The following is a 22657-nucleotide window of genomic DNA, read 5'->3' as shown; positions in this document are numbered from 1 at the left end:
TGTACGCCCGTGCGCTCACGGCACGATCAGCGCTTTGACCACCCGCTGAGCCGCCACGTCCTCCAGGGCGCGCTGCGCGTCGCGCAGGGCGTACTCGCCGCTGACCAGGCTCGACCACGGGAACAGCCGCTGGTAGCGGGCCAGCACCTGCACGCCGCGCCACAGGTGCCCGGCGTCGCTGCCCCAGCAGCCGCGCAGCTCCAGGTGGCGGCGGTTGAGGTCGCGGTGCGGGTTGAACGTGGCCTCGCCGGTGTCGGTGTACTGGCCGGCGACGACGTACCGGCCGGCATCCCGGGTCAGGCGCATGCCCTGCGGCACCGCCGACGGCACCCCGGTGGCCTCGATGGTGACGTCCGCGCCCCGGCCGCCGGTCACGTCCATGATCGTCTCCAGGCGCTCGTCGGCGGTCATGGCGGCGATGTCGAGCACGAGGTCGGCGCCGAGCCGCGCGGCCGCGTCCAGCCGCACCCGCGAGCCGCCGATCGCGATCACCTGTCCGGCGCCGCGGAGCTGGGCCAGCGCCACCGCGCACAGTCCGACGGGGCCGATGCCCTGGACGACGACGGTGTCGCCGTACGCGATCTCGCCGAGCGTGGCCGCGTGCAGCGCGGTCGGCAGGCCGCAGCCGCCCGCCAGGAACGACCGCCAGTCCAGGTCGGGCGGCAGGGCCACCACGTGCACGCCGGGCTTGAGATGGATGTACTCGGCCCAGCCGCCGAACAGCCCCTCGTCGGCGGGCATCGTCACCCCGTACACCTTCCGCTCCGGGCAGCGGGTGGTGGCGTGTGCGACCGTGCAGAACCAGCAGCGGCCGCAGGTGCCGTGCACGTCGTGGAAGGTGACGGTCTGGCCGATCTCCAGCTCCTCGCCCCAGATATCGTGCGCCGGCGGCCCCGGGCCCAGCTCGGCCACCTTCCCCACGCTGATGTGCCCGGGGATGATCGGGTACGGCACGCCGGCCAGCCGCCCCTCCCACAGGTGCACGTCGGTGCCGCACACCTCGCTGCCGAGCGTCCTCAGCAGCACCGCGCCGGGCTCCAGGTCGGGACGCTCGTACGAGCGCGGCTCCAGCGGCGCCCGAGGCCCCGGCATGACGACCGCAGAGATCATCCGGTCTCCCTTCCGCCAGGTCCGCTATCGGCGCCGGCCCGTGGCCGCGACGGCCCTGTCCACGGGCTCTCGCGGCAGGCCGTCACCGGGCGGCACGGAGCCGTACAAGCTGCGGATCATCGCGAGCAGCGCGGCGAGGTACGGCGGCGGGTCGTCCTTCCACCAGGCCAGCAGTACCTGGACGTGCGGCGCGTCGGTGACGTGGCGGTAGGCGACCCCGGGGCGCGGGTTCTGGTTGGCGGTGGACTCCGCGGTCACGCCGACGGCCTGGCCGCAGGCGATGACCGTGAGCCACTCGTCGACTCCCTGCACGGTTCTGATGGCCGGGCGCGCGTCCGGCGGCCATAGCTCGGGCGTGGCGGTGCCGGTGCGCGGATCCAGCGCGACGGTGTAGCGGGCGAGCTGGTCGAGCCGTACGGAGCGGCGCCTGGCGAGCGGGTGGTCGGTGTCCATGGCGGCGTAGCGGGCCTCGCAACCCACCAAGGCCACCTCGAACCGGTCGTCGACGAGGGGGCGGCGGAGGACGGAGACGTCGGCGACGCCTTCGGCGAGGCCCGCCGTGGCCGTGTTGGAGTGCACGAACACCAGCGGCAGCCACGGGTAGGCGGCGGCCCACGCCTTCATCAGGTGGCGGGTGTGCTTGCCCAGGGCGCCGAAGGCATAGCCGAGCCGCAGCTCCGAGTACGCCTCCTGGGCGATTCGTTCGAGCCGGGCGACCTCGTCGAGCACCCGCCGCGCGCGGGTGACGAGCCGGGCGCCGGACTGCGTGAGCTTGACGCTGTTGTTCGAGCGTTCGAGCAGCCGGGTGCCGAGCGTGCTCTCCAGAGCGGCGACGGAACGGGAGACGGCCGCCTGCGAGCAGCCGAGGAGGATCGCCGCGTCGGTGAAAGTGCCCGCGTCGACCACCGCCACGAAGGCGCGGAGGTGTCGAAGCTGCACGTCCATGCGCCTAGCGTATAAACCCGACAAAAGGCGTATTGCATAACAAACGTCATAATTTGGACACTGGGGTCATGCCGAGGTCATGGAAGGGCTCCATCCGAACCAGGTACACGGTGATCGCCGCCGTGTTCTCCTTCGTCGTGTACTCCGCGCTCGGGGTGGCGCTGGACCTGGCCGTGCGCCACCACCTGGAGACCGCCGTGTTCGAGAAGATGGAGCGGGCGGCCAGCCAGTGGAGCGCGGCCGCGCACCATGGCGCCCTGGATCGCCCCGTTCCCTCGTACGAGCCGATCGAGCTCATCCAGATCGTCGGCGCGAACCACCAGGTGAAGGCCGCCGGCCGGCGCGCCTCGCCGACCGTCCCGCTCAGCCTGCGGCGGCCGCCGCCCAACGACCGGTTCCAGCGCTACGTCGAATGCGACGAGGGCACCGGCTGCCTGGCCCTGATGGCCGTCCGGCTGAGCCCCGACGAGGAGTCGTGCGTCGTCTACGCGGCCGCGCACGAGCCCGGGCTGCTCGTCGGGCACCGCCTGGAGCTGCTCATCGGCGGCGTGATCGTCTTGTTCACGGGCATCACGGCGTACCGGACCTGGACCGTGGTCGGGCGCACGCTGCGGCCGGTCGCCGCGATCAGGTCGCGCATGTCCGAGATCACCGTGAGCGACCTGAGCAAGCGCGTCCCCGTACCGGACGGCGACGACGAGATCGCCGAGCTCGCCACCACCGCCAACCAGACGCTCGCCCGCCTGGAGGACGCGGTGGAGCAGCAGCGCCGCTTCGCCTCCACCACCTCGCACGAGCTGCGCACCCCCATCGCCGGGCTGCGCGCGCTGCTTGAAGAGGCGGTCAGCTACCCCGACGACATCGACCCGCGCGAGACCATCCGCGACGCCCTCACCAGCACCGACCGGCTCGCGGCCATCGTGGACGACCTGCTGGCGCTGGCCCGCCTTCAGGTCGGCGAGCCCGTGCCGCCCGAACCCGTCGATCTCGGCGAGCTGGCCCGCGCCGAGATCGCCGCGCTGCCGCGCCGCGTGCCCATCGCGGTGGACGCGCCCGAGGGCGTCGTCGTACTCGGCTCGCGCGTGCAGCTCGCCAGGGTGCTGAACAACCTCATGGCCAATGCCCAGCGGCACGCCGGCTCGGGCGTCGAGGTCACGCTGACCGCGCAGGACGGCGAGGCCGTGCTTGCGGTCACCGACGACGGCCCCGGCGTCGACCCCGCCAACCGCGAACGCATCTTCGAACGCTTCGTCCGCCTGGAGGACGGGCGCCTGCGCGACCCCGGCGGGAGCGGGCTCGGCCTGGCGATCTCCCGCGAGATCGCCTGCGCTCACGACGGCTCGCTGCGCGTCGAGGACTCGCCGAAGGGCGCGCGCTTCGTGCTCCGCCTCCCGCTGGCCGATCCGGAGAAGCCGACCTGCCAGGAGGAGCGGCCCTCCCCGGGGGAGGGGTCCCGCTCGGGGGAGGGGTCCCGCTCGGGGGAGGGGTCCCGCTCGGGGGAGGGGTCCGGCGCCGAGGATCCGGACGAGTGGTCCGGCCCGGAGGACCCGGACGAGCCGCCCGCCATGGCACAGTCCGGCCGGTAGGGCTCCGCCGTGGAGCGCGGCCCGCCTGCCCCGCCCGCCGATGCGCCCCGCCTGCCCGGCCTGCCGGTGCGGTCCGGCTGTCCCGCCTGTCGGTGCGGCGCTGCCGTCCCAGCCTGCGGGTGCGGACCCGGCCCCAGCGCGTGCTCGGTCACTGGGGCCGAGCAGGCAGAGCCGACACGAGGGATCGGGCAAGGCCGAGCAGGCAGAGCCGACACGAGGGATCGGGCAAGGCTGAGCAGGGGATGGCAGCGGTCGCCCGGCCGAGGAGTTCTGGCAGCGTTTCTCGCCTGCTCGGCCCCGCCTGCTCGGCCCCGCCTGGGGCGAATCGTCCCCTACCGAGAGCGCCGCACTGGGCCTCCGTGGGGGCGGCTCTTAAGCCTTAATTTCACCTAATTTCCGATAATTTCGGCGTCCAACGGCTCGTTCTACCAGTTCAGGGCGATGAGGCGTCTGAGAAGACCCGAAACATTTCGGCCGATGATTGACACCTTTCGGAGGCGTTCGCACACTGATCGCCAACTACCCCACCCGGAAGGGAGCCCTCTAGTGATCACCGGCTTGGCCCGCTCCAAGATCAGGTTAAGGATGGTCGCGTCGGCGCTGGCGGCCATGCTCGCGGCCGCGGGAGCGGTGGCGACGATCCCGGCCGAGGCGCACGCGGCCTCGGGAGTCGAGAACGAGGGCGCCGACTGCCAGGTCCCCGGCCTGCCCGACGAGGGCTCGCTGCCCACCGTCTCCCGGCTGCCCGACCCGTTCACCAAGCTGGACGGCACCCGCATCACCGGCAAGTCCGACTGGCGCTGCCGCCGGGAGGAGATCAAGAGGCTGGCGGAGAAGTTCGTCTACGGGGAGAAGCCGCCCAAGCCGTCCAGCGTCACGGGCACGGTGTCGCCTACCGGCATCACCGTCAATGTCTCCCACAACGGCAGGAGCGCCTCCTTCTCCGCGGGCGTCGATCTGCCGAGCGGCAACGGCCCCTTCCCGGCCGTCGTCGTGCTCGGCGGGTTCGGCGCCGACACCGCCGCGATCAAGGCGGCGGGCGCGGCCGTCATCAGCTACGACCCCCTCGCCGTCGGCAGGGAGGGCACGCCGCGCGACAACAAGCAGGGCGCCTTCTACACCATCTACGGCGCCAACAGCTCCACCGGCATACTCGCCGCCTGGGCCTGGGGCGTCAGCCGGATCATCGACGTGCTCGAACAGTCGGGCGGCGGCATCCTGCGGGCGGACGCGACCGGCGTCACCGGCTGCTCGCGCTACGGCAAGGGCGCGTTCGTCGTCGGCGCGTTCGACCAGCGCATCGCGCTGACCATGCCGATCGAGTCGGGCAGCGGCGGCGTGGCCGCCTTCCGCGCCATCCCCGGTGAGAGCGGCGCCCAGCCGCTGAGCAGCGCCTACTCCGAGCAGCCCTGGCTCGGCGACGCGTTCGGCTCGTTCACCGGCAGCCCGGCCCGGCTGCCCGTGGACACCCACGCGGTCATCGGGATGATCGCGCCGCGCGGGCTGTTCATCATGGACAACCCGCACATCGACTGGCTCGCCGCCAGGTCCGCGAGCGTGGCCGCGCTGGGCGGCGCCGAAATCTACAAGGCGCTCGGGGCGGAGGGCAACATCACGTACTGGTCGGCTGTGCAGGACGGCACCCACTGCGCGAGCCGATCGGAGTGGCGCACGCCGCTGCAGCAGAACATCCAGAAGTTCCTGCTCGGCACCGGCAGCTACACCGGCTCGATGCGGATCGCCGCCAACAAGAGCGGCAACCTGGCCGAGTGGCGCGACTGGCAGACGCCCACCCTCGGCGACGGCGGCGGCGATGACGACACCACGCCGCCCACCGCGCCGACCGGCCTGGCGGCGGCGGACACCACCGCCACCGGCACCACCCTCACCTGGACGGCCGCCACCGACGACACCGGCGTGGCCGGCTACGACATCCTGCGCGCGCCGGGCGCGAGCGGCGGCACGTTCACCCAGATCGGCACGTCCGCCACGACCTCGTACGCCGACACCGGCCTGACCCCCGCGACCACCTACCGCTACCAGGTCAGGGCGCGCGACGCCGCCGGCAACGCCTCGCAGGTCTCCAACACCGTGCAGGTCACCACCCAGGAGGGCTCGGGCTCGCCGGAAGGCGGGTGCACGGCGGTGCCGACCGTGCAGACGCAGTGGAGCACCGGGTACGTCATCCAGCCGCTCACCATCACCAACACCGGCACCGCGACCATGAACGGCTGGACCGTCACCTTCACCCTGCCCGCAGGCCACCGGCTCGCCGGCTCCTGGAACGGCACCGCGACCGTCAGCGGCCAGACGGTGACCATCAGGAACGTCGCGCACAACGGCACCCTGGCGCCCGGCGCCTCCAACGGCAGCGTCGGATTCCAGGCCGACCGCCCGAGCGGCGACACGAGCCTGCCGTCCGGCTACACCTGCGCATAAGCCCTGGTCCCCCTCGGCCCGCCAGGCAGAAAACGGGCCGAGGGGGACATGACACGAACGCCGGGGTCTGTTGACGGGCCGTCCCCGTCGTGACATAGTGAAAGCGGCACGGAGGGTTGACTTCCCCTTAGTGGTGGACATTCGTTTCTCATCTGCGTTAATCTACTGCCCTCACGCTGCCGTGACGTCCCGCTTTCGCCTTAGTGATCGACGGGTCGTTTGGCATGCGTGGAGCTCTGCCCCATCCGTGCCATCCGGAAGGACCTCTGTTGGCAGTCTCGCGCACCGCCTCCGCCGCGTTCACCGGGCCCCGTCGCGTCTCGTTCGCCCGTATTCACGAGCCTCTCGAAGTCCCGCACCTCCTCGCGCTGCAGACCGAGTCGTTCGACTGGCTGGTCGGCAACGACCGATGGCGCGCCCGCGTCGAGGCGGCCCGCCAGGCCGGGCGGTCCGACGTACCGCTCCAGTCGGGCCTGCAGGAGATCTTCGACGAGATCAGTCCCATCGAGGACTTCTCGGGGACCATGTCCCTGTCGTTCCGCGACCACCGGTTCGAGCCGCCCAAGCACTCCGTTGACGAGTGCAAGGAGAAGGACATGACCTTCTCCGCCCCGATGTTCGTCACGGCGGAGTTCATCAACAACACCACCGGTGAGATCAAGAGCCAGACGGTGTTCATGGGCGACTTCCCGCTCATGACCCCGAAGGGCACCTTCATCATCAACGGCACCGAGCGCGTGGTGTCGTCGCAGCTCGTCCGCTCGCCGGGTGTCTACTTCGAGCGCACCGTCGACAAGACCTCCGACAAGGACCTGTTCGGCTGCCGGGTCATCCCCTCGCGGGGCGCCTGGCTGGAGTTCGAGATCGACAAGCGCGACAGTGTGAGCGTCCGCGTCGACCGCAAGCGCAAGCAGCCCGTCACCGTGCTGCTCAAGGCGCTCGGCTGGACCAGTGAGCAGATCCTCGAGCGCTTCGGCCGGTTCGAGGCCATGCGGGCCACGCTGGAGAAGGACCACACGATCGGCCAGGACGACGCGCTGCTCGACATCTACCGCAAGCTGCGGCCTGGCGAGCCCCCGACCAAGGAGTCGGCCCAGGCCCTGCTCGAAAACCTGTACTTCAACCCCAAGCGCTACGACCTGGCCAAGGTCGGCCGCTACAAGGTCAACAGGAAGCTCGGCGTCGACGCCGACATCACGGTCGGCACGCTGACCGAAGACGACATCGCCGCGATGATCGACTACCTGCTCCACCTGCACGCGGGTGAGGAGTCGATGCCGGGTGCCCGCGGTGACGTGGTGGTCGAGATCGACGACATCGACCACTTCGGCAACCGCCGCCTGCGCAGCGTCGGCGAGCTGATCCAGAACCAGGTCCGCCTGGGTCTCGCCCGCATGGAGCGGGTCGTGCGCGAGCGCATGACCACGCAGGACATCGAGGCGATCACGCCGCAGACGCTGATCAACATCCGCCCGCTGGTGGCGGCGCTGAAGGAGTTCTTCGGCACCTCGCAGCTGTCGGGCTTCATGGACCAGATCAACCCGCTGTCCGGGCTGACCCACCGCCGCCGCCTGTCGGCGCTCGGCCCCGGTGGTCTGTCGCGTGAGCGGGCCGGCTTCGAGGTCCGTGACGTGCACCCGTCCCACTACGGCCGGATGTGCCCGATCGAGACCCCTGAAGGCCCCAACATCGGTCTCATCGGCTACCTCGCCTGCTACGCCAGGATCAACCCGTTCGGCTTCATCGAGACGCCGTACCGCAAGGTCGTCGACGGCAAGGTGACCGACCAGATCGACTACCTCACCGCCGACGAAGAGGACCGTTTCGTCATCGCGCAGGCCAACACGGCGCTCAACCCCGACGGGTCGTTCGCCGAGCGGATGGTGTCGGTGCGGCGCAGGGGCGGCGAGTTCGAGCTGGCCAGGCAGGAAGAGGTCGACTACATCGACGTCTCGCCGCGCCAGATGGTGTCGGTGGCCACCGCGATGATCCCGTTCCTCGAGCATGACGACGCCAACCGGGCCCTGATGGGCGCCAACATGCAGCGTCAGGCCGTGCCGCTGATCAAGGCCGAGGCGCCGCTGGTCGGCACCGGCATGGAATACCGTGCCGCGACCGACACCGGTGACGTGATCCTCGCCGAGCAGGCGGGCGTGGTCGAGGAGGTGTGCGCCGACTACGTCACCACGCACAACGACGACGGCACCCGCACCACGTACCGGATCGCCAAGTTCAAGCACTCCAACCAGGGCACGAGCTTCAACCAGAAGCCGATCGTGTCCGAGGGCGACCGGGTCGAGGCCGGTCAGGTGATCGCCGACGGTCCCTGCACCGACCAGGGCGAGATGGCGCTGGGCAAGAACCTCCTGGTGGCGTTCATGCCGTGGGAGGGCCACAACTACGAGGACGCGATCATCCTGTCCCAGCGGCTGGTGCAGGACGACGTGCTCTCCTCGATCCACATCGAGGAGTTCGAGGTCGACGCCCGCGACACCAAGCTCGGCCCTGAGGAGATCACCCGCGACATCCCCAACGTGTCGGAAGAGGCGCTCGCCGACCTCGACGAGCGCGGCATCGTCCGCATCGGTGCGGAGGTCGTCCAGGGTGACATCCTGGTCGGCAAGGTCACCCCGAAGGGTGAGACCGAGCTGACCCCGGAGGAGCGGCTGCTGCGCGCGATCTTCGGTGAGAAGGCCCGCGAGGTGCGCGATACCTCCCTGAAGGTGCCGCACGGCGAGCAGGGCAAGGTCATCGGCGTGCGGCTGTTCTCCCGCGAGGACGGCGACGAGCTGCCGCCGGGCGTCAACGAGCTGGTGCGCGTCTACGTCGCCCAGAAGCGCAAGATCACCGACGGTGACAAGCTGGCCGGCCGCCACGGCAACAAGGGCGTCATCGCCAAGATCCTGCCGATCGAGGACATGCCGTTCCTGGAGGACGGCACCCCGGTCGACATCATCCTCAACCCGCTGGGCGTTCCCGGCCGAATGAACGTCGGCCAGGTCCTGGAGACACACCTCGGCTGGGTGGCCGCACGCGGCTGGGACATCTCCGGCATCGAGGAGGAGTGGACCGCCCATCTCAAGCAGAACGGCCACGAGAAGGCCGAGCCGTGGACGAAGATCGCCACCCCGGTCTTCGACGGCGCGGGCGAGGACGAGATCGTGGGCCTGCTCGGCAACACGCTCGTCAACCGCGACGGCGACAGGCTCGTGCAGCCGACGGGTAAGGCGCAGCTGTTCGACGGGCGTTCCGGCGAGCCGTTCCCCTACCCGATCGCGGTGGGCTACATCTACATCCTGAAGCTGCTGCACCTGGTGGACGACAAGATCCACGCGCGGTCCACCGGCCCCTACTCGATGATCACGCAGCAGCCGCTGGGCGGTAAGGCCCAGTTCGGCGGCCAGCGGTTCGGAGAGATGGAGGTCTGGGCCCTTGAGGCCTACGGCGCCGCGTACGCTCTGCAGGAGCTGCTGACCATCAAGTCCGACGACGTTCTCGGCCGAGTCAAGGTCTACGAGGCCATCGTCAAGGGCGAGAACATCCCCGAGCCGGGCATCCCCGAGTCCTTCAAGGTCCTCATCAAGGAGATGCAGTCGCTGTGCCTGAATGTCGAGGTGCTCTCCAGCGACGGCATGTCCATCGAGATGCGCGACGCCGACGAGGACGTCTTCCGCGCGGCGGAAGAGCTCGGTATCGATCTGTCCCGGCGTGAGCCGAGCAGCGTGGACGAGGTCTGATCGAGCACCCGGGGGTGGGCACGCCATCGGGCACGCCGGTGGGTGCGCCGGTGGGTGCGCCGGTGGGTGCGCCGCCCACCCCCGCGATCACCACGCCTATGACGCGTTTCATCCTCACCGGCACCCCCGGCGCGGGAAAGACCACGATCCTGCACGGCCTGGCCGCGCGTGGCCACGCCACCGTCGAGGAGGCGGCCACCGCGGTCATCGCCGCCGAGCAGGCGCGCGGCGATGCCGAGCCGTGGACCCGCCCCTCGTTCATCGGCAAGGTCGCCGAGCTGTAGCGGCGGGCAGGATCAGGGCCGGGGGCGGGGTGCGGTTCTTCGACCGCTCGCCGGTGTGCACCCACGCGCTCAGCACGTACGCCGGCCACCCCGTGCCGCCCGCGCTCACCGCCGAGATCGAGCGGATCACCCGCGAGCGGGTCTACGACCGGCACGTGTTCTTCGTCCGTAACCTCGGCTTCTGCGAGCCGACCGACGCCCGCAGGATCAGCTTCGAGGAGTCCCTGGAGTTCGAACGCCTCCACGAGGAGACCTACCGGGCGTTCGGCTACCACCTCATCGACGTGCCCGCCGGGCCGCCGGACGAGCGGATCGCGCTGGTCGAGGAGACGGCGTACCGGCTGGCGGACGGCGCGGGCTGCCCCGCCCGCTCTCAGCCGTCATCACGGGTGCTCTTCTGACGTCATCACGGGGTCACCGGCACCGCCTGGCGGACCGCGGGGGAGAGCCACGACAGCGCGAGCGCGGTCAGCGCGGCGGCGAACGCGGTCAGGATCGGCAGCACGGAGGCGACCTCGTACAGCGCGGTGCCGAGCAGCGGGCCGACGATGAACGTGGCGCCGATCGTCGCGTTGATCAGCCCCGCCACCGAGGCGTGCTGTCCCGGCTCGGCCACCAGGGTCGGCGCGGCGGTGAAGCCGGGCGCCGCCAGGCCGAGCCCCAGCCCCAGCACCACGAACGAGGCGACGATCAGCCAGAGCGTGTTCGCCGCGGCGAGCAGCGCGAAGGCCACGGCCGTGATCGGGGCGCCCACCCGCATCAGCCGCAGCACCGGCCAGCGCAGCACCGGGATGAGCGCGCCCTGCACGGCGACGAGGATCAGCCCGGCCGCGACCAGCGTGACGCCCACCGCCCCGGCCGTCTCCTGCGGTCCGAGGTGCAGGCGGTCGGATACCAGGAAGCCGACGATCACCTGCACCAGGCCGAGCGAGAGGTAGAGGCAGAAGCCGATCGCGAGCAACGGCCACATGCGCGCGTTCCAGGGACGCAGCTTCGCCGGGGGCCGCTCGGGCGGCGGGTCCTGCGCCGCCGCCGGCGGCCGTACGGTGGCCAGCACCCACACCGTGAGCAGCAGGCACACCACGGGCGCCAGATAGACCGGCAGCATGAGCGAGACCACGGCAAGCGCGCCGCCCCCAGCCGGTCCGAGCACCAGCGAGAGCCCCTGAGCCGCGCCGATCAGGCCCGTGGCGCGGGTGCGCTCATCCTGAGTGCTGGTGCTCGCGGCGGCGACGGCGAGCGTGGCCACCGGCAGCGCGGCCAGCCCCGCGCCGAAGACGAGGCTGCGGGTGACCAGCAGCAGGCCGAACAGCAGCGGGGACGACAGGCGGCCGTCGAGCCCCAGGGCGGCGACGACCCCGAACCCGGTCATGCCCGCCGTCGCCAGGCCGAGCCCGCACAGCAGCACCAGGCGTAATCCGAGCCGCCGCAGCGCGAGCCCCCACAGCGGGCTGGCGACGGTCAGCGCCGTGGCGGCGGCGGTGACGACGAGGCCGAGCTGGGTCTCGGTCAGGTGCAGCTCGCGGGAGAGCGGGGCGAGGACGGGGGTCAGAAGTTGCTGGGCCGAGAAAACCACCAGGACGGTGAGAAGTAACGGGATCAGGGCCTTGCGCACCAGATGTCCTTTCTCCGAAAGGTCAGGGACAGCGTACGTGTGCGCAGGAATAACGACAATCATTTCCCGACATGATGGTGTTAGTCAGCACAACCCCATTTCCCGATTTTTCGTGAAACGGGGTTTTTCATTTGGTGCGAAAACTCAGGGCTTGCGGACCGCCCGGCAGACCGCGTTCCGTGCCCCGCCGCGATGCCGTGACGGGGTGGCAACCACCGAGATCACGTCCTGAATGACCTGATCGACGTGGACGCCAAGGGGAGCAGGGACATGAGCGGGTTCACGAACCCTCCGATGATCGACACGCCGGCCGCGCCCAGTGAGCCGGCCGCCGGTCCCGCCGCTATCTGGCCGAGCGGTAAGGCCGCGAACGAGCCGAGATCGTCGTGGGAGGCCACACGGGAAAGCGCCCTTTCCGGTACTCCATGCTGGAGAGCCGTCTCCCAGGCGACGGCGAGGGCTCCGGATCCCAATCCTCCTATTGCCGCGCTGAGAATGAGCAGGGGAATGCGAGCGTGAAATCCGATGGCGATAAGGGGCGGGCACGTCAGTGCGAACGCGATCCGCCCGAAGACGAGAGGCGCCCGAACCGTCAACCGGTACATGGCGATGCTCATGGCGAGCACTCCGGCGGCTCGCGCGCTGAGCGCCGTTCCCCAAGTGGCCGCGCCGAATGTGCCGGCGGCGATGCTGGGGCCGATCACCCCCCCAGACACCGGCGGAGATGCAGTTCGACACGGACGACGTGCACACGATGACCCATCGCCAGGTCGTGCGGCGGAAGATCCGCCGCCCTTGCGTGACCGGAGCCATCGAGCCGCCCATCAAGGAGGCGGCGCGTGGGATGAAGAAGAGACGGAACGACCGCTGTCGAAGAGGCGTGGACACTAAGACTTTCCTCCACGCCGGTCGATCTCGCCGTCCATCGACGCATCGTCATCGAGGGACGGCGGGCGATCGATCTTGTCCCTGCGCTTCTCAGCGGCCGTTCAGCACGTCGAGGAAACGCTGCTCGAAGGCGGCGGTGCCGGCCGTCGTGGCGTACTGGATCAGGCGTCCGGTGGGGGAGAGCACCGTCCGGCCGGCCGAGGGGCCGTCCGTCACGACGTCGATCCTGCCCCGCGCGAATCCGACGTGCCCGGGGCGTACGGCGCTCATCGCGGCCAGCGGGTCCCACCAGTAGAGCAGCCGGTCGGCGATCAGCGGCCGCACCTCGGGATGCGTGACGATCTCCAGTACGGTGTCCGCGGCCGGCGTGCCGTGGTCGGCGGCGAGCCGGTCGAGGAAGCGTCCGTGATGAGCACCTCGTTGGCGGCGTCCAGCGACACCATCCTGAACACGCCCGTGCCGCGCGTGACCACCGACCGCGCCGCTCCCGGGTCGAGCCAGTAGTTGAACTCCTGCGTGCCGTCGAACTCCGGCGGTGTGCCGCAGCACAGGTTGCCCGGCACGTGCACCGCACCGCCCATCGAGGTGAGCCGGGCGGGGGAGTGCGGCAGCGCGGCGGCCAGGCTGGTCAGCGGCTCCGTGGCGATCACCGGGATCCCGGGGTCCTCTCTGACGAGCTGCCTGATCAGCTCGGGCGCGCGGGTGCGCGACGGGCTCTCGTCACCGGCGCAGCCCGGCGTCGCGGCCGTCAGCACCCGGTCGAACGGCTCGCGGAGATCGGCGGGGAAGGAGTGAGGGCCGGTACGGGAGTCGTCGGCGATCGCCACCCCGCGCAGGCCCAGGCGGTCGGCCAGGCACCTGGCGTACCTGATCGCCCGGCCCGGCAGCCCCGCGCCGGCGCTCGTGACCGTGATCGCGCGCAGCTCGATGCGGCCCGCCCGGTGCTCCTGGGAGAGGTACGCGAGCGTGGCCGCGTCGTCGAAGTCCATGTCGGTGTCGAAGATGACGGCGGGCGGACGGGGGTGGGCCGCCGCCGGTGTCGTGAGGGAGGTGAGGGTGAGGGCCAGGGTCAAGACGAGCAGGAGACTTCTCATGGCGCTCCCGTGGTCGGAGACGTTGACGTCCAGTTGAACCGAGCGCGATCGGCTTGTGGAGGAGCGATCCGGAGCGGCCCGAAGTCACGCCCGCCCGCCCGAACGCCGACACCCAGGCCGGACTGAGTTTCGGACATCGCCTGGCAGGCGGGACATCACCGGTCAGACAGGATGTTGTCGGGCAAGCGGGATATCGTCGGGCAGGCCGGCGGCAGATCAACGCCCGGCCCAGGCGGCGACCACACGGTCACGCGCCAACCCGCGCTGCCGGTGGCCGGGGCGTGGCGGTTCGCTGGGCCGGGTGCGTCACGCTCCGGCGCGCGCTCCCAGCGGACGGGAGCGCGTCGGCACGCTGGGCTTGGCGCTCTGCCGGTGGGGAAGCGCACCGGGAGGCAGGACCGAGCGCCGGACGTCAGCGGGTCGCCCAGGCGGTGTCGTCGAGCGGCCGGCCCGCCTCCAAGGCGGCGAAGAGCTTCTCCCAGAGCGGCATCACGACCTCGGGCGTGTAGCCGTGGGCGGTCTCCGCGGCGGCAGCGCCCAGGCGGAGGCGCAGGTCGCGGTCGCCCATCACCTGGCTGAGCGAGCGGGCGAGCGCGTCGACGTCTCTGGGCGGCACCAGGATGCCGTCCTTGCCCGGGGTGAGCACGTCGGCAGGACCGGTGGGGCAGTCGAAGGCGACGATCGGCAGGGCGTGGCCCATGGCCTCGATCATGGCCATGGGCAGTCCCTCGATACGCGAGCTGAGCGCGTAAATCGACGCCTTCGCCAGCTCTTCGTGAATGCGGTTGCTACGCCCCATGAGCTTGATGCGGTCGCGCATGCCGGTCTCGTCGATGCGCTCCTGCAGCCGCTCCTTCGACGGCCCCGTCCCGAAGATGCGCAGCTTCCACCCCGGATGCTCGGCCGCCGCGGCGGCGAACGCCGGGATGAGCATGTCGAAGCCCTTCTGCGGCACCAGCCGCCCCACCGCGATCACGACGGGGTTGCTCTGGTCGGAGTGCTTGCGACGGTCCATGCTGACGGCGTTGGGGATGCGGACCACCGGCGTGCCGGGCACCAGCTCGCGATATTCGCGGCGGCTGGTCTCGGTGAGGACGGCGATGGCGTCGAAACGGCCGTAGTAGCGGCCGATGTGCTCGCGCACCGCCTCGTGGTAGGAGGCGAGGTTCATGTGCTCCTGCGCGACCCTGATCACGCCGCCCGTGGCGCGGCGGGCGGAGATCAGGTTGAGCGCGGGGCGGGTGGTGACGAGGATGCCGTCGCGCAGGCCGGAGACGTAGTCGATGGCCGCGCCCTCCACGCGTTCGGTGAAGTATTCGGCGGCGAACTCGCCGTACGGGACGATCTTGCCCCTGGCGCGCCGCCACACCTTGCGCACCAGCGAGTCGGTCGCGATGCCGTCGCGCTGGTCGACCAGCGTGGCCAGCCGCACCCGCGGGTCGAGGGCGAACTGCGGCTCGTCACGGCGGCGGACCACGCTGATGATCTCCACGTCGTGGCCCGCCTCGGCCATCGCGCCCGCCTGGTTGAAGACGGTACGGATGGTGCCGCCCATGCCGTACGCGTGCAGCAGCATGTAGCGGATCTTCACGAGAGGTACTCCCAGGTCCGGCACATGTCCTTGAGTACGTCCGGGATCTCATCGGGGGAGGGCAGCTCGCGCCCTCGTTGCACGGTGCCTGACTGGATCTTGTCCTTCCAGTCGCCAAGGCCCTTGACGACCACCTCGGGCTTGCCGTACGTGAGGATCTGCGGTGACCAGGGCACCGACAGGAAGTCGCAGATCTCGCGCCCGACCTTCTCCGGCTCCGCGGTCAGCTCCTCGTATCGCACGGTCAGGCCCGGCAGGGCCTTGCGGGCCCGCTGCACGGCCTTCATGTAACGCAGGGCGTCGGCCGCGGCCTCCTCGCGGGTGCGCTTGCCGGGGCTGGCCTCGTACCAGGAGGCCGCGATGGAGGCGGGATGGCGCAGCAGGAACACGAACCGCGCGTCCGGCCAGCAGGCCGCGAGCCGCTCGTACGCGAACGCGTTGGCCGGGGTCTTCTCCACGATGAACCGCTTGCCGCTGCGTACCAGCTCGCGGTGGAGCACGCGGTCCCACAGCAGATGTTCGAGGTCGGCCTTGTTGTGCCCGAGGGCTTCCATGGCCTTTTCCGCCAGCGAGGTATCGAATTCCACGCGCAACCGGCGCACGTGCAGCTCATGAGGGGCGTGCAGGTCGGGGTGTGCGTTGAGCATCGCCCGCAGCAGCGTCGAGCCCGACCGTACCGGCGAGATGATGAACACCGGCTGCTTGACGAGGCGATCGGTCTCCGGATCCGCGGGTGGCCGGAACGGCGTCTGCGGCCGCTTCTGCGGAGCGGGTTTCGACGGCTTTTGTCCCGCTTTCCCTACTCGGTTGAGCTGGAATCCTGTGTACCTGGCCAGCGCTCCGTTGATAGTGCGCTGCCACTTCATGCCGAGCGAGGCTACCTGTCTTACCTGGGGATTGCCTGAAGGATGGAAAGGGGTCTCCTGCAGCTTACCCGCTCGTCACACAGGCGCGGTTTCGCCTGGTCAGGGCCTCTGGTTCGTCAAGGGGCAGGGCCTGTGGCCGGTGGAAGGTCAAGGCCGCTGGGCGGTCAGAGGCCGGTGCGTCCGGCCGGTCAAGGGGGGCCGATCGGTCGGGATGTCCTGCCGGTCAGGTTGGTCGGGATGTCCTGCCGTCAGGCGGCTGTAGGTCAGGGCGGCCTGTCGATCAAGGCGTCCGGTCGGGCGCGGCGCCCAGCCGGGCAGATGGCCCGGTCGGTCACTGGGTGCGTCTGGCCACGGGGTGCGTCTGGTCACGGGGTGCGTCTGGTCACGGGGTGACCGCGAACCACACCACCTTGCCGTTGTCGGTGGCCGTCACGCCCCAGTCGTCGGCTATCGCGCCGACGATCTGCAACCCCCGCCCCGAGATCGCGTCCATGTCCGCCGGCCGCAGGCGCGGCATGCCCTCGCCGGGGTCGAAGACCTCCCCGTACACCTGGCCCTCGCGCTTCTCCAGGCGCAGGGCGTAGGCGGAACCCCCGTAGCGTACGGCGTTGGTGACCAGCTCGCTCACGATGAGCAGGCAGTCATCGACGACGTGCGCGAGTCCCCAGTCGGTCAGATCGGTCCTGATCAGCTCCCGCGCCCTGCTGACGCCCGACGGGACGGAGGGCAGAAGGTACTCCACCGTGTGCACCGGTGGCGCCGACAAGGACCCTTGTCGGAGGGCCATACGCATCACATCTCTCGGGTCTTGGGAGCGCTCCCAAACCCACGATAAACGTTCGGCCTCACTCTTGGGAATGCGCGCCGGAAAAGTTTGCCAAACGAGACTTGCGGCGTATCAGGGGATGCGGGCGACGGCGCCGTAGTTGCCGGACTTGCTGGGATCCTCTTGGCAGGCGAGATCGTTGCCCAAAGGCCGCCACTCCGGCACCCAGACCAGGCCGGGCGCCACCAGATCGAGCCCCTCTAAAAGAGCCGCCACCTCTTCCCGTGACCGGACCGCCAGGTGCGGCAAGGTCATCGCGAGCGTGTCGCTGATGGCGGGCAGCAGCTCTTGTGGGACGCCGTCGAACGTGGTGTGCAGTAGAGCCAGAAAACTACCGGCGGGAGCCGAGTGACGGAGTCGCTTGATGACATAGTGGGCATACTCCTCATCGTGGAGGCTGTAGGCCGACAACAGGAGCACCGCCACCGGTCGTTCCCAGTCGATGAAGGTCGTGACGACGTGATCGCTCAGGATCTCGTCGATCTCCCGTACGTCTCCCTCCACTACTCGCACCAAATCCGTGAACGGCTCGATGGTGGCCTGGGCCAGGGTCACCACCATCGGGTTGTTCTCGACGTACAGCACTCTGGGGTACGGGCAAGCGGCGTGTTTCGCCATGTCATGCAGCCCCTGACCGGCGGACAGGCCGCTCGGAATTCCACTGCCGACGATCACGAATTGATCCACTTCTTCCTGGACCGCCAGATAGCGGATCACCCGCGAGCAGAATTCCAGCACCGCACGGGCGGCGTTCGTCAGGGCGGGGGCCGCTTGATCGAAATGGCGCACCGCGTCCTTGTCGGCCTGGAAGTTGTTCTTCCCGCCGGCGGCAGCGTCGAAGATACGCGTGATCCTGGCCTGCGTGGTCTCCAACTTCGCCAAATTACGGACGGCACGCTGGTGCATGAGCGTTGCCCCTTTCCCCTCGCCGCTGACCCTTTTTCGCGGTAAGCGATCTTTGGACCTCACTCAGGACTCGAACCATATGTTCCAACAATTCCAGTCAATGACAACCCGATAGACCCGTTATCTTGGGAAATGTTTGTGACCAGAATCATCGTGGCAAGAAGCACTGAGTGCGGCGCGATGCCCCGAATGTCGGCGCTCCCGCGAGTGATAGCCCTGTGAACAGGGCGGACGCGGATATCGCCCCCCGGACGGCCGGTCGCCGGCCCCTCTGATAAGCCGAGCCGAGCCCGCCGCGCCGGGGTCCTTCAAGGCCAAGCCAGGTTAGCTGCGCTGCGCCGCCGGAGGGGGCTGATTGTGGAGGGATGGTTTAGCTCAGGGTCGGCTGCGCCAAATGTCTGCACCGGGGGTGACTGTGGTGGATGTGAAATTCGGGGCGAAGGGGGTGGACGCCAGCCTGTCCCGCTCGGTGGTCCCGCTCAGCCGGCCGCCGAACGGATCCCCTCGGTGACCAGTTCGACCCGCGCGCGGTCGGACAGGTGGGTTGCGATGAATCGCCTCGCCTGGTCGTTCGGGTCAGTGGGCGGCTTGAGGAAGGTTGCGTGTCGCCGTCATCGGCTGCGGCGGTGGGCTTGCCGGGCGGCATGTGCGGCGGGCCGTGCCGGCTCTGTCGCTTGGAGCGGTCGGACCGGCCGTCGGGAGCACGAAGCCGCTGCCGGCTGGGCTCACCAGCGCACGCAGCCGGACGCGGGACGGCCGGGCTCCCGTGGGAACCCGGCCGGTGGTCGGTGACCGAGCCCGAGCGGAGGTCGATCGGGCTGGGCCGCTGATCGACGTCAGCGGCGCTGGTCGGTGTCCGGATCTCGAGTGAAGGTCCGGGCCGGGCTCAGGGCGAGCCCGGCCGGAGTCAGTCGGTGCCGGACTCCATGGCGGCGTGGTCGAGCATCTCGTCGTCCTCCGGGACCTCCGAGCGGGAGATCGCGTCGCCGCGCGCGGCGATCGCCTCGGCGCCGCCCTCCGTCAGGGAGCCGATGAGGCCGCTGGCGGCCGTCTGCGTGGTGCCGAGAAGCGCCTGGTGGGGGCTGCCCACCATGCCGAGCCCCGCGTACTGCTCCAGCTTGGCGCGCGAGTCGGCGATGTCGAGGTTGCGCATGGTGAGCTGGCCGATGCGGTCGAGCGGGCCGAACGCGGCGTCCTCGACGCGCTCCATCGACAGCTTGTCCGGGTGGTAGCTGAACGCCGGGCCGGAGGTGTCGATGATCGAGTAGTCCTCGCCGCGCCGCAGGCGCAGCGTGACCTCGCCGGTGATGGCCATGCCGACCCAGCGTTGCAGGGACTCGCGCAGCATCAGCGCCTGCGGGTCGAGCCAGCGGCCCTCGTAGAGCAGCCGGCCGAGCTTGCGGCCCTCGGTGTGGTACGCGGCCACGGTGTCCTCGTTGTGGATCGCGTTGACCAGCCGCTCGTACGCCGCGTGCAGCAGCGCCATGCCGGGAGCCTCGTAGATGCCGCGGCTCTTGGCCTCGATGACGCGGTTTTCGATCTGGTCGGACATGCCGAGCCCGTGCCGGCCGCCGATGGCGTTGGCCTCGAGCACCAGGTCGACGGCGGAGGGGAACTCCTTACCGTTGATGCTGACCGGGCGCCCGCGCTCGAAGGCGATGGTGACGTCCTCGGTCGGGATCTCGACCTCCGGGTCCCAGAAGCGCACGCCCATGATGGGCTCGACGATCTCGATGCCGGCGTCGAGGTGCTCAAGCGCCTTGGCCTCGTGGGTGGCGCCCCAGATGTTGGCGTCCGTGGAGTACGCCTTCTCGGTGCTGGCGCGGTACGGCAGGTCGCGGGCGAGCAGCCACTCCGACATCTCCTTGCGCCCGCCCAGCTCGCTGACGAACTCGGGGTCGAGCCACGGCTTGTAGATGCGCAGTGACGGGTTGGCGAGCAGGCCGTAGCGGTAGAACCGCTCGATGTCGTTGCCCTTGAACGTGGAGCCGTCGCCCCAGATCTGCACGCCGTCGTCGAGCATGGCGCGCACCAGCAGCGTGCCCGTGACGGCGCGGCCGAGCGGGGTGGTGTTGAAGTACGTGCGGCCACCGGACCGGATGTGGAACGCCCCGCAGGCCAGCGCGGCCAGGCCCTCCTCCACGAGGGCCTCCCGGCAGTCGACCAGGCGGGCGACCTCGGCGCCGTACGCCGTCGCGCGCCCGGGCACCGAGGCGATGTCGGGCTCGTCGTACTGGCCGATGTCGGCGGTGTAGGTGCAGGGCACCGCACCCTTCTCGCGCATCCACGCGACCGCCACGGAGGTGTCGAGGCCGCCGGAGAAGGCGATCCCGACCCGTTCGCCTACTGGGAGGGAGGTGAGCATCTTGGACACGAGTAGAAGTATATACACACCAATGCATGATCATTCAAAGCCTGCCCCATGAAATGGCGTGACTGAGAGGTGTCATGCCTGGTCAGGGGTGGTTATTGCGGTTTGTGGCCCAGTCGCAGCCGAGGGTGACCGGCCCGTCCGGCGCGGCGATCTCCGGTGCCGCGTCAAGCCCGTGCCGCGGCGCGGCAAAACTTAAAGCAGTTGCTTGACTTACGTTCACCGGCTTGATTTTCTGAATCTGCCCGAATCCGACAAGACCGGGTCAGGGTGTGTCAATCCTCATGTGAGAGGTGACCGTGGCCACCAGGACGGCCCGCGCCGAGCGCGTCAACGCCACCCGCGAGCAGATACTCACCGCCGCCGAGCGGCTCTTCGCCGAACGCGGCGTGTACGCGGTCTCCAACCGCCAGGTCAGCGAGGCCGCGGGCCAGGGCAACAACGCCGCCGTCGGCTACCACTTCGGCTCCAAGGCCGACCTCGTACGCGCGATCCTGCGCAAGCACTCCGGCCGGATCGAGGAGCAGCGCCGCCGCATGCTCGCGGAGGTGGAGGGCTCGACCGAGGTCAGGGACTGGGTGAGCTGCCTGGTCCGCGCGATCACCGGGCACCTGGACGCCCTCGGCAACCCCACCTGGTACGCCCGCTTCGCCGCCCAGCTCATGACCGACCCCGCGCTCCGTCAGATCGCACGAGAGGAGGCGCTGACCTCGCCCGCCTTGACGCGCATCCTGGAGGGCCTGCGGGGCTGCCTGCCCGAGCTGCCCGCCGACGTACGCGCGGAACGCCACGAGATGGCGAGCCAGCTCCTCGTCCACATGTGCGCCCAGCGGGAGCGCGCGCTCGCCGAGGGCCTGCCCACCCCACGAACCACCTGGCACGACGCCGGGACGGGCCTGATCGACGCGATCGCCGCGATCTGGTCCGCCCCGGTCACCAAGGAAGCCAAGGAAGGAAGTACCTCATGAAGGTCACCGTGGACCGGGACAAGTGCTGCGGCGCGGGACAGTGCGTGCTGCTCGCGCCCGACGTGTTCGACCAGGGGGAGGACGACGGCATCGTGCTGCTGCTCGACGCGGAGCCGCCCGAGTCGCTGCACGCCGCCGTACGTGAGGCCGCGGCCGTCTGCCCGGCGGGCGCCATCGACGTGAGCGAGGACGCATGACCGACACCGTGCGAGAAACCGCAGGCGAGACCGAGATCCCGCAGTTCCCCGGCGTCAGAGCCGCGAAGTGCCCCTTCGACCCGCCGCCCGAGCTGCGGGCGCTGCAGCAGAACGGGACGCTGGCGAAAGTGCGGCTGTGGAACGGCAGCACCCCGTGGTTCGTGACCCGGCACGCCGCGCAGAAGGAGGTGCTGAGCAGCCCGAAGGTGAGCGCCGACGTCACCAAGCCCGGCTACCCGATCCACACGCGCGCCTTCGGCGGCGGCGGGCTCAGCTTCATCCTCAAGGACGACCCCGAGCACGCCAGGCTGCGCCGCATGGTGCAGGCGGCGTTCACGGTACGCCGGGTGGAGACCATGCGCCCGGCCATCCAGCGCATCGTGGACGACCTCATCGACCAGATGCTCGCCGGGCCGAAGCCGGTGGACCTGGTGGAGGCGTTCGCGCTGCCGGTGCCGTCGCTGGTCATCTGCGAGCTGCTCGGAGTGCCGTACGCCGACCACGACTTCTTCCAGCACAACAGCAAGACGATCATCAAGCGCACCGTGACGCCCGAGGATCGCGCGGTCGCCTTCGGCCGCCTGCACGAGTACCTGGACGGCCTGGTGGCGCAGAAGCTCGACGACCCGGCCGACGACCTGCTGTCGAAGGTGGCCGCCCGGGTCGAGGACGGCGAGCTGACCCGCGAGGAGGCCGCCCAGATGGGCGTGCTGCTGCTCATCGCGGGCCACGAGACGACCGCGAACATGATCGCTCTCGGCACGCTGGCCCTGCTCCAGCACCCCGGCCAGCTCGCCCTGCTGCGCGAGACCGACGACCCCAAGCTGGTCGCGAGCGCCGTCGAGGAGCTGCTGCGCTACCTCAACATCACCCACAGCGGGCGCCGCCGCGTGGCCGTGGAGGACATCGAGATCGGCGGGCAGGTCATCCGCGCCGGCGAGGGCATCATCATCCCCAACGACATCGGCAACCGCGACCCCGAGGTGTTCCCCGACCCCGACCGGCTCGACGTGCGGCGCGACGCCCACCGGCACGTCGCCTTCGGCTTCGGCGTGCACCAGTGCCTCGGCCAGTCCCTGGCCAGGGTCGAGCTGCAGGTCGTGTACGGCACCCTCTACCGGCGCATCCCCACGCTCAAGGCGGCCGTGCCGATCGAGGAGATCCCGTTCAAGCACGACGGCCAGGTCTACGGCGTCTACGAGCTGCCCGTCACCTGGTAGCCGATCGCCTGCCG

General features: G+C 70.1%; 19 protein-coding genes. 8 read left to right on the top strand and 11 right to left on the bottom strand.

Annotated elements, in window-relative coordinates; genetic code table 11:
* Window positions 1-15: 15 nt before the first annotated feature.
* On the bottom strand, window positions 16-1110 hold the full coding sequence (locus tag AB0K67_RS28535; protein ID WP_364066443.1) for a zinc-binding dehydrogenase: 1095 nt from the start codon (window positions 1108-1110) through the stop codon (window positions 16-18).
* A 24-nt stretch (window positions 1111-1134) separates the two neighbouring features.
* Complete coding sequence (locus AB0K67_RS28530) at window positions 1135-2055, bottom strand: LysR family transcriptional regulator (RefSeq protein ID WP_364066440.1); 921 nt, start codon at window positions 2053-2055, stop codon at window positions 1135-1137.
* A 68-nt stretch (window positions 2056-2123) separates the two neighbouring features.
* Between AB0K67_RS28530 and AB0K67_RS28525 the strand changes: the two genes are divergently transcribed.
* The 5 genes from AB0K67_RS28525 to AB0K67_RS28505 all read left to right on the top strand — a co-directional run bounded on the left by AB0K67_RS28525 (window position 2124) and on the right by AB0K67_RS28505 (window position 10502).
* Window positions 2124-3641 carry a HAMP domain-containing sensor histidine kinase gene (locus tag AB0K67_RS28525; RefSeq protein WP_364066437.1) on the top strand — a complete coding sequence of 506 codons (1518 nt, stop codon included), beginning with the start codon at window positions 2124-2126 and terminating at the stop codon, window positions 3639-3641.
* Window positions 3642-4187: 546 nt separating this feature from the next.
* A complete protein-coding gene (locus AB0K67_RS28520) occupies window positions 4188-6080 on the top strand; it encodes a cellulose binding domain-containing protein (RefSeq protein ID WP_364066435.1) in 1893 nt (630 codons plus the stop codon).
* Between the two features lie 269 nt (window positions 6081-6349).
* Window positions 6350-9817: a DNA-directed RNA polymerase subunit beta gene (rpoB, locus tag AB0K67_RS28515; protein WP_364066433.1), complete on the top strand. Its 3468-nt coding sequence runs from the start codon at window positions 6350-6352 to the stop codon at window positions 9815-9817.
* A gap of 98 nt (window positions 9818-9915) precedes the next feature.
* Window positions 9916-10101: an AAA family ATPase gene (locus AB0K67_RS28510; RefSeq protein ID WP_364066430.1), complete on the top strand. Its 186-nt coding sequence runs from the start codon at window positions 9916-9918 to the stop codon at window positions 10099-10101.
* A 29-nt stretch (window positions 10102-10130) separates the two neighbouring features.
* Window positions 10131-10502 carry an ATP-binding protein gene (locus tag AB0K67_RS28505; RefSeq protein WP_364066428.1) on the top strand — a complete coding sequence of 124 codons (372 nt, stop codon included), beginning with the start codon at window positions 10131-10133 and terminating at the stop codon, window positions 10500-10502.
* 5 nt (window positions 10503-10507) lie between these two features.
* Here AB0K67_RS28505 and AB0K67_RS28500 read toward each other — a convergent pair whose 3' ends face one another.
* The 9 genes from AB0K67_RS28500 to argG all read right to left on the bottom strand — a co-directional run bounded on the left by AB0K67_RS28500 (window position 10508) and on the right by argG (window position 20261).
* Window positions 10508-11716 (bottom strand): MFS transporter, encoded by a 1209-nt coding sequence (locus AB0K67_RS28500; RefSeq protein WP_364066425.1) that lies wholly within the window; start codon window positions 11714-11716, stop codon window positions 10508-10510.
* 221 nt (window positions 11717-11937) lie between these two features.
* On the bottom strand, window positions 11938-12333 hold the full coding sequence (locus AB0K67_RS28495) for a hypothetical protein (protein WP_364066423.1): 396 nt from the start codon (window positions 12331-12333) through the stop codon (window positions 11938-11940).
* A 361-nt stretch (window positions 12334-12694) separates the two neighbouring features.
* Window positions 12695-12928, bottom strand: a complete 234-nt coding sequence (locus tag AB0K67_RS28490; RefSeq protein WP_364066420.1) for a hypothetical protein — start codon at window positions 12926-12928, stop codon at window positions 12695-12697.
* Complete coding sequence (locus AB0K67_RS28485; RefSeq protein WP_364066418.1) at window positions 12916-13698, bottom strand: nucleoside hydrolase; 783 nt, start codon at window positions 13696-13698, stop codon at window positions 12916-12918. Before AB0K67_RS28485 ends, AB0K67_RS28490 begins: the two co-directional genes overlap by 13 nt.
* A gap of 412 nt (window positions 13699-14110) precedes the next feature.
* A complete protein-coding gene (locus AB0K67_RS28480) occupies window positions 14111-15289 on the bottom strand; it encodes a glycosyltransferase family 4 protein (protein WP_364066415.1) in 1179 nt (392 codons plus the stop codon).
* On the bottom strand, window positions 15286-16155 hold the full coding sequence (locus AB0K67_RS28475) for a sulfotransferase (protein ID WP_364066412.1): 870 nt from the start codon (window positions 16153-16155) through the stop codon (window positions 15286-15288). The genes AB0K67_RS28480 and AB0K67_RS28475 overlap by 4 nt, the downstream gene beginning before the upstream one ends.
* Before the next feature lie 382 nt (window positions 16156-16537).
* Window positions 16538-16897 (bottom strand): ATP-binding protein, encoded by a 360-nt coding sequence (locus AB0K67_RS28470; protein WP_364066409.1) that lies wholly within the window; start codon window positions 16895-16897, stop codon window positions 16538-16540.
* Between the two features lie 156 nt (window positions 16898-17053).
* Window positions 17054-17854, bottom strand: coding sequence for an SAM-dependent methyltransferase (locus AB0K67_RS28465; protein WP_364066406.1), 801 nt, complete (start codon window positions 17852-17854; stop codon window positions 17054-17056).
* Window positions 17855-18794: 940 nt separating this feature from the next.
* Complete coding sequence (gene argG, locus AB0K67_RS28460; protein WP_364066403.1) at window positions 18795-20261, bottom strand: argininosuccinate synthase; 1467 nt, start codon at window positions 20259-20261, stop codon at window positions 18795-18797.
* Window positions 20262-20557: 296 nt separating this feature from the next.
* Here argG and AB0K67_RS28455 point away from each other — a divergent pair, with 296 nt between their 5' ends.
* The 3 genes from AB0K67_RS28455 to AB0K67_RS28445 are packed head-to-tail and all read left to right on the top strand — an operon-like array spanning window position 20558 to window position 22643.
* Window positions 20558-21226, top strand: a complete 669-nt coding sequence (locus tag AB0K67_RS28455) for a TetR family transcriptional regulator (protein ID WP_364066400.1) — start codon at window positions 20558-20560, stop codon at window positions 21224-21226.
* Window positions 21223-21423, top strand: coding sequence for a ferredoxin (locus tag AB0K67_RS28450; protein ID WP_364066397.1), 201 nt, complete (start codon window positions 21223-21225; stop codon window positions 21421-21423). The genes AB0K67_RS28455 and AB0K67_RS28450 overlap by 4 nt, the downstream gene beginning before the upstream one ends.
* Window positions 21420-22643 carry a cytochrome P450 gene (locus AB0K67_RS28445; RefSeq protein WP_364066395.1) on the top strand — a complete coding sequence of 408 codons (1224 nt, stop codon included), beginning with the start codon at window positions 21420-21422 and terminating at the stop codon, window positions 22641-22643. The genes AB0K67_RS28450 and AB0K67_RS28445 overlap by 4 nt, the downstream gene beginning before the upstream one ends.
* Window positions 22644-22657: the final 14 nt, after the last annotated feature.

Origin of the sequence: Nonomuraea sp. NPDC052634 (genome assembly GCF_040678535.1) — a bacterium.
GTDB classification, from domain to species: domain Bacteria; phylum Actinomycetota; class Actinomycetes; order Streptosporangiales; family Streptosporangiaceae; genus Nonomuraea; species Nonomuraea fastidiosa.
This window is presented reverse-complemented; position numbering and strand designations above follow the sequence as displayed.